We start from the raw sequence: 17323 nt of genomic DNA, 5'->3' as shown, positions 1-17323 counted from the left end.
TACCGCGCCGGCAGGACCTCCCGAGGCGGTGGCGATGAGCGAGGACTACGGGCTGTTCGGCCCCGGTTCGGTGACCTGGAAGGTGATGGGGGAGCCGGTCCAGATGGTGGGCGGCTTCCGGGCGCTCATCCTGCAGGCACTGCACCCGCCGTCCATGTGGGGCACCGCGCAGAACTCCGACCTCATGGACCCCCGGGCGGCCTGGTCGCGGCTGGGCCGCACGATCGAGTTCGTCCGCGTCCGCACGTACGGCACCCTCGAGGAGGTCGAGCGGACGGGCCGCCGGGTGCGCCGCCTCCATTCCAAGCTGACCGGCTACCACCCGGTCACCGGGGAGATCTTCCGGATCGACGAGCCGGAGAACCTCCTCTGGGTCCACATGGGCGAGGTCGACTCCTACCTCGACATCGCGCTGCGCGCCGGTGTCCCGCTGACGCCTGAGGAGGCCGACGCGTTCGTCGACGAGCAGCGCCGATCCGGCGCCGTCGTCGGTCTCGACCCCGCCGACATCCCCGCCTCGGTCGCCGAGATGCGGGCGTACTACGAGGAGATGCGGCCCAGGATCTACGCGTGCAAGGAGGCGAAGCAGGGCCTGCGGCGCCTGTACAACCCGACCGTTCCGCGCCGGATGCTGCCGCTCAAACTGGCCGCGCCGAGCATCGCGACGCTCGTCGTGGCCACCCTCCCGCGCTGGGCGCGCCGCATGTACGGTCTGCCGGCCACGCCGCTGGAGGACCTGTGGGCGACGACCACGCTGAAGGCGCTGTACCGGGGCACTCAGGTGGTGCCCGAGCAGTGGATCTACTCGCCCGACGCCCGCAGAGCCCGCCGCCTGACCCGGGAAGGGACCGCCGACCTTCCCGCCGCCTCCTGAGCTCAGGAGAGGAAGGCGGCGAGCGCGGCGGCGAACTCCTCGGGTCTCTCCTCGTGGACGAGGTGCCCGGCGTCGATGGTCACCAGCCGGTGGTCGGGGATCGTCTCGGCGAGCCTTGCCATCTGGTCCTGGGGGAGAGGGCTGCCCGGCCCGCCCGCGACGACCAGCGTCGGTGCGGTGATCGCGGCCACGACGTCCCAGTAGGCCGGGTCGGGATCGTTGCGCTGCCGGTAGATCGCGTCCACCGCCGCCCAGTCGAACGCCTCGGTCTCCTCCGGGTGCTCGGGTAGGTGCCTCGGCGGATCGGCGGGCACCGGCGGTGGCGGCTCTTCCAGGACGAGGCGGTCCACGCGTTCGGGGTGCCTCCCGGCCAGCAGGTACGCCACGGTGGCGCCCATCGAGTGCCCGACGAGGGTCACCCGGTCGAGCCCGAGGACGTCGAGGAGGGCCACGACGTCATCGCGCATGAGCTCGAAGGAGTACGCGGCGGCCCGGTCGCTCGCGCCGTGCCCGCGCAGGTCGACCGCGTATACGTGGTGGGAGACGGCGAGGCCCGTCGCGGTCTCCTGCCAGGTCGAGCCGACCTCGCCGAGCGCGTGCAGCAGCACGACCGGAGGGGCCGCCGACGCCCCGTAGACCTGGTAGGCCAGGCGCACGTCACCGACGCCGGCCGTACGACGATCGTTCACGGCGCGAGCCTACGGCGCGAGTACGCACGATCGATCCCGCGTTCGCCTCGGGCGTATTGCGGCCGACGCGCCCCCGGTGACGCAGGGCTTTGCCGCCACTGTTGACGCACAAATTCCGGCAACTCCGTCAATTGCCCGGCGCCACCGGCGGCAAGGAGTCAACGGTGACGGCAATCGTGTGCCCGGCACCGAGGCGGGCGGTTACCGGGCGGGGACGTTCCACGAGCTGATCACGGGACGTTCGTGTTCGACGCCCAGGGCGGAGATCGTTCCGGTGTCGAGGCGGAAAAGGCGGCCGTCGGCGGCCGGCAGGCCGAGGTACCGGGCCGTCAGCACCCGCAGCACGTGCCCGTGCGCCACGAGGGCGACGTCGCTCTCGGCGAGGTACGGCCGGACGCGCTCGATGACGGCGTCCGCCCGGGCGCCGACCTGGTCGACGGTCTCTCCCTCCGGCACCCCGTCGGTCCACAGGTACCAGCCGGGACGCTCCTCGCGGATCGCGGGCGTGGTGCGGCCCTCGTACGCGCCGTAGTCCCACTCCCAGAGCCGGTCGTCGGTCTCGGTGCCGGTCAGTCCCGCCAGCTCGGCCGTACGCCGGGCGCGCTGGGCCGGGCTCGTCACGGTCAGCGCGATGTCCCGGGCGGCGACGAGCGGCGCCAGCGCCTTGGCCTGCTCCTCGCCACGCGGGGTCAGGGCGACGTCGGTGCGGCCGGTGTGCCTTCCGGTGCGGCTCCATTCAGTCTCACCGTGTCGCAGCAGGATCAATTCCCCCATGGGTGGCACGATACGGGACGCGGAACGGGCGCTCTGACCCGCCTCGGCGAGCGCACGAGCGCCCCGGCGGCCGCCGGGGCGCTCGTGTCGACGCCGTCAGGCGAGCAGGTCCTCCAGCGCGGTCGCCTGGAGGCCGTGCGCCTCGGCGACCGGCTCGCTGACCAGTGCGCCGTCGTGGGTGCTGAGGCCGAGCGCCAGCGCGTGGTCGTCCCGCAGCGCCGTACGCCAGCCCTTGTCGGCGAGCGCGACGGCGTAGGGGAGCGTGACGTTCGTCAGCGCGTACGTCGAGGTGTTCGGCACCGAGCCCGGCATGTTGGCGACGCAGTAGAAGACCGACTCGTGGACCTTGTAGGTCGGGTCGGCGTGCGTCGTGGGGTGGGAGTCCTCGAAGCAGCCGCCCTGGTCGATCGCGATGTCCACGAGCACCGAACCCGGCTTCATCCGGGACACCAGCTCGTTCGAGATCAGCGTCGGGGCCTTGGCGCCGGGGATCAGCACCGCGCCGATGACCAGGTCGGCGCCGAGCGCCTCCTGCTCGATCGCGTACGCGCTCGACACCAGCGTCTTCAGCCGGCCCTGGTAGATCGCGTCGATGTGCCGGAGCCGGTCGACGTTGACGTCCATCACGGTGACGTCCGCGCCCATCCCGACGGCGATCTGGGCGGCGTTCAGCCCGGAGACCCCGCCGCCGATCACGACGACCTTCGCCGGGGCGACGCCGGGAACCCCGCCGGGGAGCACGCCGCGTCCGCCGTTGAAGCGCATCAGGTTGTACGCGCCGACCTGCGGCGCGAGCCGGCCCGCGACCTCCGACATCGGCGCGAGCAGCGGCAGCGACCGGTTCGGCAGCTGGACGGTCTCGTACGCGATGGAGGTGACGCCGGCGTCGAGCAGGGCCTGGGTGCACGCGCGCGAGGCCGCCAGGTGCAGGTAGGTGAAGAGCGTCTGGCCCTTCCGCATCCGGTGGTACTCGTCGGCGATGGGCTCCTTGACCTTGAGGATCAGGTCGCCGGCCGCCCACACGTCGTCGGCCGTCTCAAGGATCTTGGCCCCGGCGCCGATGAAGTCCTCGTCCGGAATCGACGAGCCGGCGCCGGCTCCGCGCTCGATGAGGACGTCGTGGCCGTGCCGGACCAGTTCGTGCACGCCTGCGGGCGTGATGGCCACGCGGTATTCGTGGTTCTTTATCTCGCGGGGTACGGCGACCTTCACGTTTCCTCCTCAGGGTGCTTCTCCCCTAAGAGTGACCGCGCGACGGCCGCAGAGGCGGCATCAATCTGTATCCGCATCGCCAAGGATGCTGACACACTGTCAGCTCGCCGAGTCCCGCCGGCGGGTGAAGACGGCCTCCAGGTCCGGGGTGTCGGGGGCCAGGACGAGCACCTCGTCTCCCGCCCGCATGAGCGTGTCGGCGCGCACCGGGACCAGGCGGCCGCCCCGGATGACGAAGCTGACCCAGACGTCCTCGCCGCAGGGCAGTTCGTCGACGGTCATGCCGTCGGCGGCCGAGCCCGCCCTTACCTGGTATCGGTGCAGGCCCTCCGGCTCCTCCTGGAACCGTACGCCCAGGCTCCACGGCTCGGGCTCGACGACGCGCAGGGGAATGCGCAGCCGGCGGGCGAGCTCCGGCACCAGACCGCCCTGGACGGTCACCGAGAACGCGACCACCACGAAGATGATCTCGTAGGCGCGCCGGACGCCGGGCAGTCCCTCCTGCAGGATGAACAGGCCGAGCAGGATCGGCACCGCTCCCTTCAGCCCGGTCCACAGTACGAAGATCCGCTCGCTCCGCCGCAGGCGCACCGGCCACAGCAGGAGCCCGACGAACACCGGCCGGATCACGAAGGCCAGCGCGGCGGCGATGATGAGGCCGATCCACCACGCTCCACCGTCACCGAGGCCGCGCAGACTGATCGTGAGGCCGAGCATGATGAAGGCGACGATCTCGGCGAGGCTCGCCAGCGACGAGTGGAACCGCTCGATCTCTCTCTTGTACGGGGCGCGCTCGTCGCCGAGCAGGATGCCGGCCGCGAAGACGGCGAGGAAGCCCGAACCGTGCGCGACGGTCGCCAGCCCGTAGATCACCAGCGCGCCGAACAGCACCCGCAGCGCGTACAGGCCCTCACTGGGGAGCGGGACGCGCCGCATGAAGGCCAGCAGGAGCATTCCGCCCGCGACTCCGACGGCGCCCCCGATCACCATCTGCTGGAGGAACGCGACCGTGACATGGCCGACCGCCGACAGTCCGCCGCCGGTCGCGCCGAGCACGGCGACGAGCAGGGCGATGCCGACCGGATCGTTGGCCCCGGACTCTCCCTCCAGGAGGGTGCCGGTGCGCCCGGCGATCTCCCGGCGGCCCAGCACGGAGAAGACCACGGCCGGGTCGGTCGGGGCGAGGGCGGTGCCGAGCAGCATGGCCAGGCGCCAGTCCATGCCGAACGCGTAATGGGCGAGCAGGGCGAGGGCCGCGGTGGTGATGAGCGTCCCGGCGACGCCGATCCAGACCGTGGCGGCGGCCGCGGAACGGAAACGGCGTCGGCCGATGTGCATGCCGCCGTCGAAGAGGATCACGGCGAGCGCCACGGTGACGACCTTCTCGATCGTCGGCAGGGAGACCGAGCCGAGACGAGGCCACAGGTCGGAGGCGATCGCCGCGCACACCAGGAAGATCGCCGGTGCCGGGATCCGGGCGCGTTCGCTGAACCGGTTGGACAGCACGGCCACCGTGCCGATGAGTGCGGTCACGAGAACGGCGAGCCCGAACGCTTCGACGTCTGCCACGGCGGCTGCCTCTTCCTAAAAAGGGGACGACAAAGACAGAGCCGACCAGACTTCCCGGCACACCTAGGTCTTAACGGTATCCATACGCGACGCGGGATGCGGCCACGCGCGCGATGTCGGCCGGTGCGCCGCGCTCCTCGGGCCGCGCACCGGTGATCCGCCGGGTGCGCGGCGTCCTTGTGGCCCCGTACGTCGCGTGCCTGGCCGCCCCGGACGCCAGCGGCTCCCGGGGCCGTCGGACGCGGCGTCAGGAGATGCCGAAGATCCGCTCGATCACGTTGATGCCGAAGTAGGCGACGAAGACGACCGAGATGAGCCACAGCAGCCAGCCGGCCCACCGGCCGCGGGCGGTCTGGATGAGGGTGTAGGCGATGACGCCCGCGCCGACGCCGTTGGTGATGGAGTACGTGAAGGGCATCATCACGATCGCGACGAAGGCCGGGATCGCGATGTCCAGGTCGGACCAGCCGATCTTGGCGACCTGGGTCATCATCAGGGCGCCGACGATCACGAGCGCGGGCGCGGCGGCCTGCGCCGGCACCACGGCCGCGATCGGGGTGAGGAACAGCGTCGCGGTGAAGAGGAGCCCGGTGACGATGTTGGCCAGCCCTGTGCGGGCGCCCTCGCCGATGCCCGCCGCCGACTCGACGAACACGGTGCCGGCGGAGGAACTGGTGAGACCGCCGATCATCGCCGACGTGCCGTCCACGGCGAGGATGCGCCCCAGCCGCGGCACGTGTCCCTGCTCGTCGAGCAGCCCGGCCTCCTCGGTGAGCCCGAGGATCGTGCCCATCGCGTCGAAGAAGCCGCTCAGCACGAGGGTGAACAGTACGACGAGGGCCGTGAGCACGCCGGCCCGGCCGAAGCCGCCGAAGAGGTCGACCTTGCCCAGCAGCCCGAAGTCGGGGGTCGAGACGAGCTTGGAGGGCAGCTTCGGTACGACCGTGCCCCACGCCTTGGCGGCGATCGTGGCGTTGCTGTTGATGACGATGGCGAGCACAGTGGCGACCGCGATGCTCAGCAGGATCGCTCCGGGGACGCGGCGGACGTACAGCACGATCATCAGCAGTAGGCCGATGACGAACACGACGACCGGCCAGCCCGCGAGGTGGCCGCCCGAGCCGAGGGTCAGGGGAGTGCCGTCGCCCTTGCCGACGAAGCCGGAGTCGACCATGCCGATCAGGGCGATGAAGGCGCCGATGCCCGCGGCGATGGCGTGCTTGAGCGCCAAGGGGATGGCGTTCATGATCCGTTCGCGGAACCCGGTGACGGCCAGGATCACGATGACCACGCCCTCGAGCACGACGAGGCCCATGGCCTGCGGCCAGGTCATGTGCGGAGCGGCCTGGAAGGCGACGACCGCGTTGATGCCCAGCCCGGACGCGAGGGCCAGCGGCGCGTTGCCGACCAGGCCCATGATGAGGGTGGAGATCGCTGCCGACAGCGCGGTCATGGTGGTCAGCTGGGGGATCGACAGGTGCGCGTGGGTCACATCCTCCGCTCCGCCGAGGATGATGGGGTTCAGCAGGATGATGTAGGCCATCGCCACGAACGTGGTGATGCCGCCGCGCACCTCGCGCGCCACCGTGGTCCGGCGTGCGGTCAGGTCGAAGAAGCGGTCGAGGGGACCTCCGGCCTCCAGCCGCGTCGTCATTCGGGGCTCCGTTTCGCAGGGGTCGCGACTCAGCACGGCCTCCGACGAATCGATCATGAACGGGATCGCACGAGTCGTGGGCCGCAGGGGTGACGTCGGAAGACTAGTCGTTGACGTCGTCTTCCGGACTCATCGGTATGCGAGTTACGGATCCCCCAGGGGGTGTCCGGTGGGTCTTGTTCGCCGCGCAGCCGGACAGGGATCCACCGGACACCCCCTCGCAGGCCGGACGGCCGGTAGGGTGCGGCACCCGCCCGCTCGTACGGCACGTGCCAGCGCGACGTTTCCGGATCTATGTGTGAAATGGGGCGAATCGTCGTCCTGCTTTGCCGGTGCCGGTGGGCGGATCGGCCGCCCATGGCGGGCGTTCCGGTGGTGGATCGCCGTGGCCGGGTTTCGAAAGTCGTCCAAGAGTCTTCTGTAAGAAGGCAGCGAAAACTATCCTTTCTGGTACAAGTATCTTCAGTGCCGCAGATCGGGCCGAGCGGGTCGATCGGTCGGCCGCTGTTAGGGGGCGTGATCGTCGAAGTGTCGCTGGTCGGCGGGAGAACGTCCCGCCTGCGGGGCAACGCCCGCGAGGCCTCGTGATGCGCGCCGTGGATTCAACAAACCCTCCTGATTCTTAGTTGATTGTTTTCGTAAAAGTGGGTCAATGTGGATAGTCACCAATCGCTCGGACAACGCATCCGCTGGGCGCGGATGCGCAAGGGTCTTTCCCAGGCGCAGCTGGCTCTTCCGGAGCTGTCCGACAGCTACGTCTCCTTGATCGAGAGTGGGAAGCGCACCCCGACCCCTGATGTCGTCCGGCTCCTCGCCCGCAAGCTCGGCTGCTCGGCGTCCTACCTCTCGAGCGGCATCGACGAGGCCACGCAGGATCGGCTGCAGACGACCCTCGACCGTGCCGAGACCGCCCTGCGGAACGGCCGGGCGGGCGAGGCGCGCGACCGGTTCGCCGAACTGCTGGCCGACCCGGCGCTGGCCGCGCTGCCCGAGTCGGCGCGCCAGGCCCGGTGGGGGCACGCGCTCGCCCTCGAGGCGGCAGGTGCGCTGGACGAGGCGTTGCGGGAGTTGGCCGCCCTCGGGTCGGACCTGTCACCGGAGTACGACACCGACGAATGGATCCGGGTCAACGTTGCCGCCGCCCGCTGCCACCGGGAGAAGGGCGACCTGGCGGAGAGCGCGGCCTTGGCAGAGCGCGCGTTCGCGCGGGTGACGGCCAAAGAGGGGCCGTGGAGCGACGAGACGGTCAAGCTCGGCGGCACCCTCGTCGGCGTCTACCTCGAACGCGGCGACCTGGTCAGCGCCCGGCAGCTGACCGACCGGCTGCTGGACCAGGCGGAGGCGACCGGCAGCCCGGCCGCCCGCATGGCCGCCTACTGGGAGACCGCCCTCGTCGCCAAGCACCAGGGCGACTTCGACACGGCGGCGACGTACGGGGAGCGGGCGCTGTCCCTCTTGGGAGAGGCCGCGGACCTGCGCGACGTGAGCCGGTTGCGGAGGGAGTACGCCACCCTCATGCTGCTGGCCCGGCCGCAGGACGCGCGACGCGCCCGCGACGAGCTCGAACGCGCCCTCCACGAGCTGACCGCGACCGGGGCGGCGGACCTCGACGTCGCCTGGTGCCTCACCGAACTCGCCCGCGCGGAGCTCGCGACGGGCGAGGCTCAGCGGGCCGCCGACCGGGCGAACGAAGCGCTGGAACTCCTGGGGAACGATGCGCGGCCGGCCACCGCCGGAGCCCTGATCGCACTCGCGGAGGCGACCCTGCGGCTCGGCCGCCCGGACGAGGCGGCGGCCACGCTGGAGCGTGCCATGACCTGCCTCAGGGAGATCGGGCCCTCCCGTGAGGCGGCGCAGGGCTGGTTCCGGCTCGCCGAACTGCTGTCGGACGCCGGCTCACCGCAGCAGCGGGCCGACGCGTACCGGCGGGCGCTGGCCTGCGCCGGCCTGTGACGGACCGGGCGGCCGGAGGAGGCCAGGAGCGCTCCGGGCGACCCGTATCCGCCGGGCCCCGGAGGGTGAATAAGCTGAGGAGGTCCGGGGAGCGATCCTGACGAGCGGGCGAGCGGCGGCCGGGGACGAGGCCGCACGCGGAGCACGCCCAGAGCGGTGAGCGCCCCGGGATCACCTGCCGACCCGGAGAGACCGCCTCCTTCGCCATGATGAACCTCTCGCCGCCCGCGCGCCGCCCCGGCTCCGCCGCCGCACGCCCCGGCCTGGCCGACGTCCGCTCCGGCTCGCTCGACGCCGACTTCGGCTCGGCCGACGCCTGCTCAGGCTCGGTCGGCGCCCACCCAGGCTTGGCCGGCTTCGGCTTGCTCGACGCCGACTTCGGCTCGGCCGGCGCCCGCCCCGCCTTGGTCGGTGCCCGCCTCGGCTCGGTCGGCGCCCACGGCGGTGCGCCTCGCCCAGCCGTCCGAGTCCGGGCCGCGGTCTCCCGTGCGTAGCCACCGGCCGTACATCGCTGCGGCGCTCGTCGGGCTCACCAGCCTCGCCGCCCTTCTCATCGCGCTGGTCGCCGGCGGGGCGGTCCGCGAGAAGGTCATCAGCGGGCTCGCCGACGCGGGCACGCTCACCCGGTGGGGTCTCCCGGTCGCCCGGTTGACCATGGACCTCGGCGGCACCCTCACCGTCGGCGCGCTGCTGGGCGCCGTCGTCCTGCTGCCGTCGGTCAAGGGCGTGCTCGACCCGCAGGCCGTGCGCTACCTACGGGGGGCCTCCTGGATCGCCGCGGTCTGGGCGGCCGGGTCCGCCGCCACCCTGATCTTCACCGTCTCCGACATCCTCGGCGAGCCCGTCGCCAAGGTCGCGGGCGGGAACGAGCTCTCCAGCTACGTCGGTCAGCTGCCGCAGGGCACGGCGCTGATGATCGTCGTGCTGCTGACCGCGATGATCGCGCTGCTGGCCCGGACGGCCGCCACGCCCGGCAGCGCGGCCGGCCTGCTCGTCGCCGCCGTCGTCGCGCTCCTGCCGCCCCCGCTGACCGGCCACTCGGCGTCCTCGCCCAACCACGAGCTGGCCATCAGCGGCCTCGCCATGCACGTCGTCGCGCTCGCGCCCTGGGTGGGCGGACTGCTGATCCTGGGCTGGCACGCCGCTCACGACGGCGACCATCTCGGGGTGGCCGCCCACCGGTTCAGCCGGATGGCGCTGTGGTGCTTCGTCGCCGTCGGGGTCAGCGGCGTCGCCAACGCGATCTCCCGCGTCCCCACTCCGGCCGAGCTGTTCACCAGCGACTACGGTCGGCTGATAGTGGTCAAGGCGACCCTGTTCACGACGCTGGGCGTGCTCGGCTGGCTGCACCGCGAACGCACGCTGCCGGCGATCATGGCGCACAACCCCAAGGGGTACGCGCGGCCGTCGGTCGTGCGCCCGCCGTGGCCGTTCATCCGGCTCGTCGCCGTCGAGGCGTTCGTGATGGCCGCCACGATGGGAGTCGCGGTCGCGCTCGCCCGCACCGCCCCGCCGGCGCCCGCGACCGACGAGACCCCCGTGCGCAGCCTGCTGGGCTTCGACATGCCGGCGCCGGTGAACGTCGTCCGGCTGGCGACGCTGTGGCGGCCCGACCTGTTCTTCGCCGTCCTCGTCGTCGTGCTCGGCGGCCTGTACGTCGCCGGGGTGATGCGGCTGCGCCGCCGCGGTGACCGCTGGCCCATGACCCGGACCGCCGCGTGGTTCGTCGGCCTGGTCACGGTGGTGGCGGTGACGATGACGGGCGCCGCGACGTACGCTCCGGTGCTGTTCAGCGTGCACATGATCCAGCACATGGTGCTGTCCATGCTGACCCCGATCTTCCTGGTGCTGGGCGCCCCGGTGACGCTCGCGCTGCGCGCGCTCAAGCCGGCCGCGATCCGCGGCGACCGGGGACCGCGCGAATGGCTGACCGCCATCCTGAACAGCCGGGGGATGGCGTTCATCGCCCACCCGGCCACCGCGACGATCATCTTCATGGGCAGCACGTACGTGCTGTACTTCACGGGGCTGTTCGGCTACCTCATGCGCGCCCACGTCGGCCACCTCGCGATGCTCGTGCACTTCTTGGTCGCGGGCACGCTGTTCTTCTACGTGCTGATCGGGGTCGATCCGACGCCGCGCCGGATGCCGTTCGTCGCCAAGATCATCCTGCTGTTCGTCACCATGCCGTTCCACGCCTTCTTCGGCATCGCGCTGATGGAGCTCGGGCAGCCGATCGCCCAGGGCTGGTACAACTCGCTGCACCGGTCGTGGGGGCCGTCGATCCTCGCCGACCAGCACACCGGAGGCGGCATCGCGTGGGCGTTCGGGGAGATTCCGACGTTCATCGTGCTGATCGCGATGGTGTTCCAGTGGTTCGCGGAGGACCAGCGGGTGGCGCGCCGCGAGGAGCGCCGCGCCGACCGGGCGGCCGTGCGCAAGGAGGCCGACGAACTGGCCGACTACAACGCCTACCTGGCGTCGCTGGACAAGCGGGCACGGAGCCAGGACTGACCGTTTCGCCCTGAGGTGAAGGGCTTTGCCGACCCCGCCGTCGTGAGTGAGGGTGATCGTCATGGGCGGATTCCGGTTCTCCTTCAACCTCCTCGGCCTCGACTCCCGCGCGGCGCTCGTCGAAACCTGCCGGCAGGGTGAGCGGTACGGCTTCGACACGGTGTTCGCCGCGGACCACCTCGGCATGCCCGCGCCGTTCCCGGCACTGGTCGCCGTGGCCGCGGCGACCGAGCGCCTCCGGGTCGGCACGCTCGTGCTGAACGCCGCCTTCTGGAATCCGGCCCTGCTGGCGCGGGAGGTGGCCACCACGGACGTCCTCACGGACGGCCGGCTGGAGCTGGGCCTCGGCGCGGGTCACATGAAATGGGAGTTCGACGAGGCCGGCGTCCCGTGGGAGCCCTTCGGCGCCCGAGCCGACCGCCTCGAGGCGACCATCGACGAACTGGCCCGGCTCTTCGCCGGGGACGGCTTCGAACAGCAGGCCGCGCTCCGCGAGGCGATGGGGCTCCCGGTGCTCGCACCGGTGCAGCGGCGCGGGTTCGACGGCTCCGGGCCGCCGCTGCTGATCGGCGGCACAGGGGACCGGATCCTGCGCGTCGCCGCGAAGCGCGCCGACATCGTCGGGATCGCCGGGACGTACCAGGTCAAGGGCCAGCCTCCGGGGACGTTCCGCCTCGCCACGGCGGCCGAGGCGGACGAACGCGTCCGCTACGCGCGCGAATGCGCGGGCGAGCGGGCGGACGAGGTCGAGTGGCAGACGCTCGTCCAGATCGTGCTGGAGACGAAGGACCGGCGGGCGGCCGCAGAGAAGGTGAGCGAGCGGTTCGGGCGCGTCCTGAGCGCCGACGAGATCCTCGATACGCCCTTCGTCCTGATCGGTACCGTCGACGAGATGGCCGAGCGGATCCTGCGATATCGCGAGCGCTACGGCTTCACGTACTACACGGTGCACGGCTCGTACATGGAGGCGTTCGCCCCCGTCATCGAGCGCGTACGGGCGGCCGAGACCGGCGCCTGAGCGCGGGATGAGCCCGGGGCCGGCGTGACCCCTGAAATGCCGCGAGAGGCCGGGTCGGGGTAACTCCTGCGTGCCGCGAGAGGCCGGGTCGGGGTGACGCCTGCGTGCCGTGAAGCGCCGGGGCGGAGGGGACGCCTGCGTGCCGCGAAGTGCCGGGCCGGAGGGGACGTTTGAGCGGCCGGGTGAGGGCGGGCCGGGGTTGACCTCTGAGTGCCGGGCGGGCGCGGGCCGGGGGCGACCTCTGAGTGCCGGGCGGGCGCGGGCCGGAGGGGACGCCTGAGCGGCCGGGCGGAAGCGGGCCGCGGCCGCTCGGCGGTGCCGGCCGGTCAGCGGGCGGCGGGAGTTCCGGACTCGACGGGCAGGCCGGCCTCCACCCAGTCCTGGATGCCGTCACGGTACTTGCGGACGTCGGTGTAGCCGAGGCCCGTCAGGCGGGTCGCCACGGCCTCGCTGTTGCCGCAGGCGGCGTTCGAGCAGTAGGTGACGATCGGGGCGTTCCGGTCCGGCAGCAGGTCCGCCGCGCGGGCGTCGACCTCGTCCTCGACGAGGTTGAGCGCGCCGGGCAGGTGCTGCTGCGCGTAGTACGACTCGGGCAGGGCGTCGACGACGGTCACCGTGTCGGCCTCGATGGCGGCACGCAGGTCGTCGCGGGAGATGAGCGCGGTCATGATGGTCCCTTCGATAATCGGACCGCAGTCCGGTTGATATCGGGGACGCTACCGGACTATGGTCCGAATGTCGAGGGATCGATCGAGTGAGGGAGCGCGGATGCCGGAGGACGTCGAGCTGTCGTCGCTGGCGGCCCGGAGGCCGACCGAACGGGCCGACGCCGCGCGCAACCGGCGGCTCGTGCTCGACGCCGCGGCCAAGCTGTTCGCCGTGCACGGCGTGGACGGGGTGAGCATGGACGCCGTCGCCCGCGAGGCCGGGGTCGGCAAGGGGACGGTCTTCCGGCGCTTCGGCGACAAGTCGGGTCTGGCGGTTGCCCTCCTCGACGATCGGGAGCGCGAACTCCAGGAAGGGATCCTGTCGGGCCCGCCGCCGCTCGGACCCGGGGTCCCGGCGGCGGAGCGGATCACGGCGTTCCTCGACGCCTACGTCGACTACCTCAGCGGCCACCTCGACGTGCTGCGGCTGTCCGAGACCGCCGTGCCGGGCGCGCGCTACCGCATCGGAAGCTACCGGTTCTGGCATCGTCACCTGGCGATCCTCATCCGTGAGGCCGACCCGGGCGCCGACGCCGACCATCTGTCCCACGTGCTCCTGGCCGCGTTGTCGGCGGACCTCGTCCACGCGCTACGCGCCGACGGTCACGACTGGGAGCGCATCCGGGCGGGAGTCCTGGACCTGGCCGCCCGTGTCCTACCGCCCGGCCGCGACGCCCGATCTCCGGGGTCCCGTCCCGGCTGCGACGCCTGATTTCCGCGGTCACGGCCGGCTGCGACGCCTGACCTCCGCGGTCACGGCCGGCTGCGACGCCTGACCTCCGCGGTCCATTTCCGGCCGCCAAGATCCGGCCAGCTTCTTCCGCGACCCGGGTTAGCCCGCCCACCGACGGGAACGTCCGTCCCTGTGTCCCGCACGATGATCATCAGGCTGCTGCTGGCGGCCGCGCTGCCCGCCGCCGTAGGCTGCGGCGAGACACAGGCCCGGCCCGCGGCCCACGCGTCGCGCCCCGCCGGTTCGGTCCCCATATCGTCGTTGCCCTCGCCGCTGGGGGTGGCGCCTTCGCCGGTGGAGACCGGCAGCGCCTTCTCGCTCCCCATGCGGGTCATCAACAGCGGCGACGGCACGCTGGTCTTCGTCCCGGTGCGGGTGAACGGCCGAGGCCCGTACGAGTTCGTCCTGGACACCGGGTCGTCGAACTCCTCCGTGGACCGCAGCCTCGTCCGCCGGCTCGGGCTGCCGCGCACGGGGCAGCAGCACCGGGTCCAGGGCGTCACCGGCAGCGGAACCGTGCCGATCGTCAAGGTGCGGCAGTGGACGATCGGCGGCATTCCGCTCCGGGCTCACTCGCTCGCCGTCGTCGACCTCGGCATGGGAGTGTCCGGGCTGCTCGGCTCGGACGAACTCCGTCGTTTCAGCAGCGTCACCCTCGACTTCCAGCACGACCGCATCGACTTCCGGCCGTGAGTGGTGGCCGTTGTACCAGGACCGGCGTGCCCTGGTACCGGCACGGCAGCGCGTACGAGGATCGGACCATGACCACAGTACTGATCACCGGATCCACGGCCGGCGTGGGACGGTACCTCGCCGGGCACCTCGCCGAGCGGGGCATGACCGTTCTGCTGCACGGCCGTGATCGGACGAAACTCGACGCGGTCGCGGCGGACACCGGCGGCCGGCCGTACGTCGCCGACCTCGCGTCGCTCGCAGAGGTGCGCGACCTCGCCGACCGCGTCCGCGCCGACCTCGCGGCGGAGAGCGCCGGCGGCGCAGGGCTGGACGTACTGATCAACAACGCGGGTGTCGGCAGCGGCACGGACCGCCGGCTCACCGCCGACGGGCACGAGCTGCACTGGGCCGTCAATTACCTGGCGCCCGTGCTGCTCACGCGCCTGCTGCTGCCCGCGCTGGGACCGGGCGCCCGGATCGTCAACGAGGGATCCCTCGGCCAGGACACGATCGACTTCGACGACCTGACGATGGACCGCCGCTACAACGGCACCCTCGCGTACTGCCGAAGCAAGCTGGCGCTCGCCGCCTGGACCTTCGACCTGGCCGATCGGCTGGACGGCGTCGCGGTCAACTGCATCCACCCGGCGACCTACATGGACACCGCCATGGTCCGCGAAGCCGGCGTCACCCCATGGTCGACGGTCGAGGAGGGCGGCGACGCCGTGCTGCGGCTCGTCACCGAGGATGTCGGAACGGGTGGTTTCTTCGACGGCATGAGGCGCTCCAGGGCGCACGGCGACGCGTACGACCCGAAGGTCCGTGACCGGCTGCGCGAGGTCACCGACCGCGCGCTGGCCGGGTTCGCCGGAGGACCTCCCGTACAGCCGGATAGGCCCTAGCCGGGCAGTTGGCCCAGGGTGACCGTGGTCGTGGTCTTGCTGCCGTCCGGGTGCTGGACCACGATCTGCGCCTTGTCGCCGGGCTTCAGCACGGCCAGGACGTCCGACAGTTCGGCGGTGGTCGGCGTCTTGGTGCCGTTGACCGACGCGATGATGTCGTTGGGGCGGATCCCGGCCCTGTCGGCGGGGCCGCCCTTCGTCACCGACGCCACCCCGACGCCGACGACGTTGCCCGCCAGGTCGGCGACGTTCCGGATGGTGACGCCGAGCGCGGCCCGGCCCGAGTTGGTCACGCGGCCCGACTTGATGAGCTGATCGGCGATCAGTTTGACCATGTTGCTGGGGATCGCGAAGCCGATGCCCGCGGCCGCGCCGCCGATCTGCGGGTCGGAGGCCGCGAGGGCGGGGATGCCGATCACCTCGTTGTTCAGGGTCACCAGCGCGCCGCCGCTGTTGCCCGGGTTGATCGGCGCGCTCGTCTGCACCGCTCCGGCGATCGTCGCGCCGGCGAAGGCGCCCTCGCGCGGCGAGGACACCGTGCGTCCGACCGCGGAGACGATGCCGTTGGTCACGCTGCCCGACAGGCCGAGCGGATTGCCCATGGCGAGGACGATCTGACCCACCGTCAGGCGGCTGGAGTCGCCGAAGCGCGCGGGTTTCAGTGACCCGTTGCTCACCCGCACGACCGCCAGGTCGTCCGGGGCGTACTGGCCGATGAGCGCCGCGGGCAGCGCCTTCTTGCCGGTCGCGGTGGTCACCGTCAGCCGGTTGGCCCCCGCGACGACATGGGCGTTCGTGACGATGTCGCCCCTGTTGTCGTAGATGACGCCGGACCCGAGGCCCGAGTCGGTGTCGATCTGGACCACGGAGGGCAGCACCGTCTTGACGACCTGCTCGTACGCTTGCTCCAGTTGGCCGGCGTACCCCTGGGCCGGCGGTGGAGCGCCCGCGGCCGGAGAGGTCGCGGCCGCGTTCGTCTTGTTGGCGTCGCCGTCACCGCACCCGGCGACCAGCACCAGTCCGGTGATCACGGCCACGCCACACCGTGTCATGTGTCCCACATCACTGCTCTTCCCAGCAGGTCGCAGGGTGAAGCGGTATGGCGTGCGGCAACGGAAACGCCGCCGGCAGGTACCAGGGGTGCCCGCCGACGCCACGCGAGAGCCAGAGGGTCAGCCGCCGTTCCGCGTGAGCCAGTGCGCGGCGAAGGAACCGGCCGACGACCGGATGCCGAGAATCACGATGGCGAGCGTGAGCAGGGGCGTGACCACCCACAGCTCGACCTTCCCGTTGGTGCGGGGCACGATCGGGATCGCGAGCCGCCAGGGGATGGGCCAGAACACGGGGCAGCCCTGCGGCGTGATGGAGTCGGTGATGACGTGCATGAGGCAGCCGAGCCCCACCGCGAATCCGGCCCACCCCAGCGTGTAGCCGTGCGTCCCCAGTCCGGGCCCGGCGAACTTCATGTTCGCCATGAGGAAGGTCAGCCCGCCGGCGATCGCGGCGTTGAGCAGCGCGTCGAAGTGCTCCTTCTTGGGAACACCGATCCCGATCCCCTGCAACCCCAGGCCGATGAGCAGGAACATCATCACCCACCACGCCGGGAGGACGCTCTCCGACAGGTAGTCGGCGCCGATCGCCATGAGCACGCAGAACAACAGCGAGTGCGTCGCGTGCCGGTGCCCGCCGGACACCACGCTGATGCCCTTGCACAGGACGCGGGTGACCGGGCCGAACGTGTTGGCGATCGTTCCGTCGTGGTGGTCGAGGTCCGGAAGCAGCGCCGCCCCGGCACAGACGACGGCTCCGGCCGCGATCTGGCCGGGAGTCATCCGCATGCCGTAGTCCGCGAGGAACGGCACGGTCCCGAGCCAGGCCGCAGCCCCGGCCAGCGCGTGCGTATGGCCCATCATGTGAAGATCACCCGCTTTGTTGACACGCGCGGACTGTAGCCCGCTTCGGGGAGTACGGACGCGCGACGCGCCGGAGCGGTTCCACGATCGACCCGAATCAGTCCGGAGTGTGGACGCGCCATGGCCCGGACCCGGT

At 71.7% G+C, this 17323-nt stretch carries 16 protein-coding genes; 8 read left to right on the top strand and 8 right to left on the bottom strand.

Annotated features, from left to right (window positions below; genetic code table 11):
• Positions 1 to 34: 34 nt before the first annotated feature.
• Positions 35 to 874 carry an oxygenase MpaB family protein gene (locus tag AB0I04_RS50930; protein ID WP_360902735.1) on the top strand — a complete coding sequence of 280 codons (840 nt, stop codon included), beginning with the start codon at positions 35 to 37 and terminating at the stop codon, positions 872 to 874.
• Positions 875 to 876: 2 nt separating this feature from the next.
• Here the strand turns inward: AB0I04_RS50930 and AB0I04_RS50925 are convergent, their stop codons facing one another.
• The 5 genes from AB0I04_RS50925 to AB0I04_RS50905 all read right to left on the bottom strand — a co-directional run bounded on the left by AB0I04_RS50925 (position 877) and on the right by AB0I04_RS50905 (position 6772).
• Positions 877 to 1563, bottom strand: a complete 687-nt coding sequence (locus tag AB0I04_RS50925; protein ID WP_360902732.1) for an alpha/beta hydrolase — start codon at positions 1561 to 1563, stop codon at positions 877 to 879.
• Between the two features lie 201 nt (positions 1564 to 1764).
• Entirely contained in the window at positions 1765 to 2337 is a 573-nt protein-coding gene (locus tag AB0I04_RS50920; RefSeq protein WP_360902729.1) for a histidine phosphatase family protein, read from the bottom strand.
• A 96-nt stretch (positions 2338 to 2433) separates the two neighbouring features.
• On the bottom strand, positions 2434 to 3549 hold the full coding sequence (gene ald, locus AB0I04_RS50915; protein ID WP_360902726.1) for an alanine dehydrogenase: 1116 nt from the start codon (positions 3547 to 3549) through the stop codon (positions 2434 to 2436).
• 99 nt (positions 3550 to 3648) lie between these two features.
• Complete coding sequence (locus AB0I04_RS50910; protein WP_360902723.1) at positions 3649 to 5118, bottom strand: potassium/proton antiporter; 1470 nt, start codon at positions 5116 to 5118, stop codon at positions 3649 to 3651.
• 247 nt (positions 5119 to 5365) lie between these two features.
• Complete coding sequence (locus AB0I04_RS50905; RefSeq protein WP_360902720.1) at positions 5366 to 6772, bottom strand: NCS2 family permease; 1407 nt, start codon at positions 6770 to 6772, stop codon at positions 5366 to 5368.
• A 654-nt stretch (positions 6773 to 7426) separates the two neighbouring features.
• Between AB0I04_RS50905 and AB0I04_RS50900 the strand changes: the two genes are divergently transcribed.
• The 4 genes from AB0I04_RS50900 to AB0I04_RS50885 all read left to right on the top strand — a co-directional run bounded on the left by AB0I04_RS50900 (position 7427) and on the right by AB0I04_RS50885 (position 12257).
• Complete coding sequence (locus AB0I04_RS50900) at positions 7427 to 8725, top strand: helix-turn-helix domain-containing protein (RefSeq protein ID WP_360902717.1); 1299 nt, start codon at positions 7427 to 7429, stop codon at positions 8723 to 8725.
• A 206-nt stretch (positions 8726 to 8931) separates the two neighbouring features.
• The gene (locus tag AB0I04_RS50895; protein WP_360902714.1) at positions 8932 to 9219 is read left to right on the top strand and encodes a hypothetical protein; all 288 of its coding nucleotides are present in this window, start codon (positions 8932 to 8934) and stop codon (positions 9217 to 9219) included.
• Entirely contained in the window at positions 9212 to 11239 is a 2028-nt protein-coding gene (locus AB0I04_RS50890; RefSeq protein WP_360902711.1) for a cytochrome c oxidase assembly protein, read from the top strand. The genes AB0I04_RS50895 and AB0I04_RS50890 overlap by 8 nt, the downstream gene beginning before the upstream one ends.
• A 61-nt stretch (positions 11240 to 11300) precedes the next feature.
• Positions 11301 to 12257: an LLM class F420-dependent oxidoreductase gene (locus AB0I04_RS50885; protein ID WP_360902708.1), complete on the top strand. Its 957-nt coding sequence runs from the start codon at positions 11301 to 11303 to the stop codon at positions 12255 to 12257.
• Positions 12258 to 12583: 326 nt separating this feature from the next.
• Here the strand turns inward: AB0I04_RS50885 and AB0I04_RS50880 are convergent, their stop codons facing one another.
• Positions 12584 to 12925, bottom strand: a complete 342-nt coding sequence (locus AB0I04_RS50880; RefSeq protein ID WP_360902705.1) for a rhodanese-like domain-containing protein — start codon at positions 12923 to 12925, stop codon at positions 12584 to 12586.
• 100 nt (positions 12926 to 13025) lie between these two features.
• Between AB0I04_RS50880 and AB0I04_RS50875 the strand changes: the two genes are divergently transcribed.
• The 3 genes from AB0I04_RS50875 (at position 13026) to AB0I04_RS50865 (ending at position 15274) form a co-directional block, all read left to right on the top strand.
• A complete protein-coding gene (locus AB0I04_RS50875; RefSeq protein WP_360902702.1) occupies positions 13026 to 13676 on the top strand; it encodes a helix-turn-helix domain-containing protein in 651 nt (216 codons plus the stop codon).
• Positions 13677 to 13841: 165 nt separating this feature from the next.
• The gene (locus AB0I04_RS50870; protein WP_360902699.1) at positions 13842 to 14390 is read left to right on the top strand and encodes a retropepsin-like aspartic protease; all 549 of its coding nucleotides are present in this window, start codon (positions 13842 to 13844) and stop codon (positions 14388 to 14390) included.
• 68 nt (positions 14391 to 14458) lie between these two features.
• Positions 14459 to 15274: an SDR family NAD(P)-dependent oxidoreductase gene (locus AB0I04_RS50865; protein WP_360902696.1), complete on the top strand. Its 816-nt coding sequence runs from the start codon at positions 14459 to 14461 to the stop codon at positions 15272 to 15274.
• Here AB0I04_RS50865 and AB0I04_RS50860 read toward each other — a convergent pair.
• Positions 15271 to 16326 carry a trypsin-like peptidase domain-containing protein gene (locus tag AB0I04_RS50860; protein WP_360902693.1) on the bottom strand — a complete coding sequence of 352 codons (1056 nt, stop codon included), beginning with the start codon at positions 16324 to 16326 and terminating at the stop codon, positions 15271 to 15273. The genes AB0I04_RS50865 and AB0I04_RS50860 overlap by 4 nt on opposite strands.
• 120 nt (positions 16327 to 16446) lie before the next feature.
• Entirely contained in the window at positions 16447 to 17187 is a 741-nt protein-coding gene (locus AB0I04_RS50855; protein ID WP_360902690.1) for a metal-dependent hydrolase, read from the bottom strand.
• Between the last annotated feature and the right edge of the window lie 136 nt (positions 17188 to 17323).

It is taken from the genome of Actinoallomurus sp. NPDC050550 (assembly GCF_040655075.1).
GTDB lineage: Bacteria > Actinomycetota > Actinomycetes > Streptosporangiales > Streptosporangiaceae > Actinoallomurus.
The sequence above is the reverse complement of the archived record's forward strand: the minus strand, read 5'-3'. Positions and strand labels throughout refer to the sequence as shown.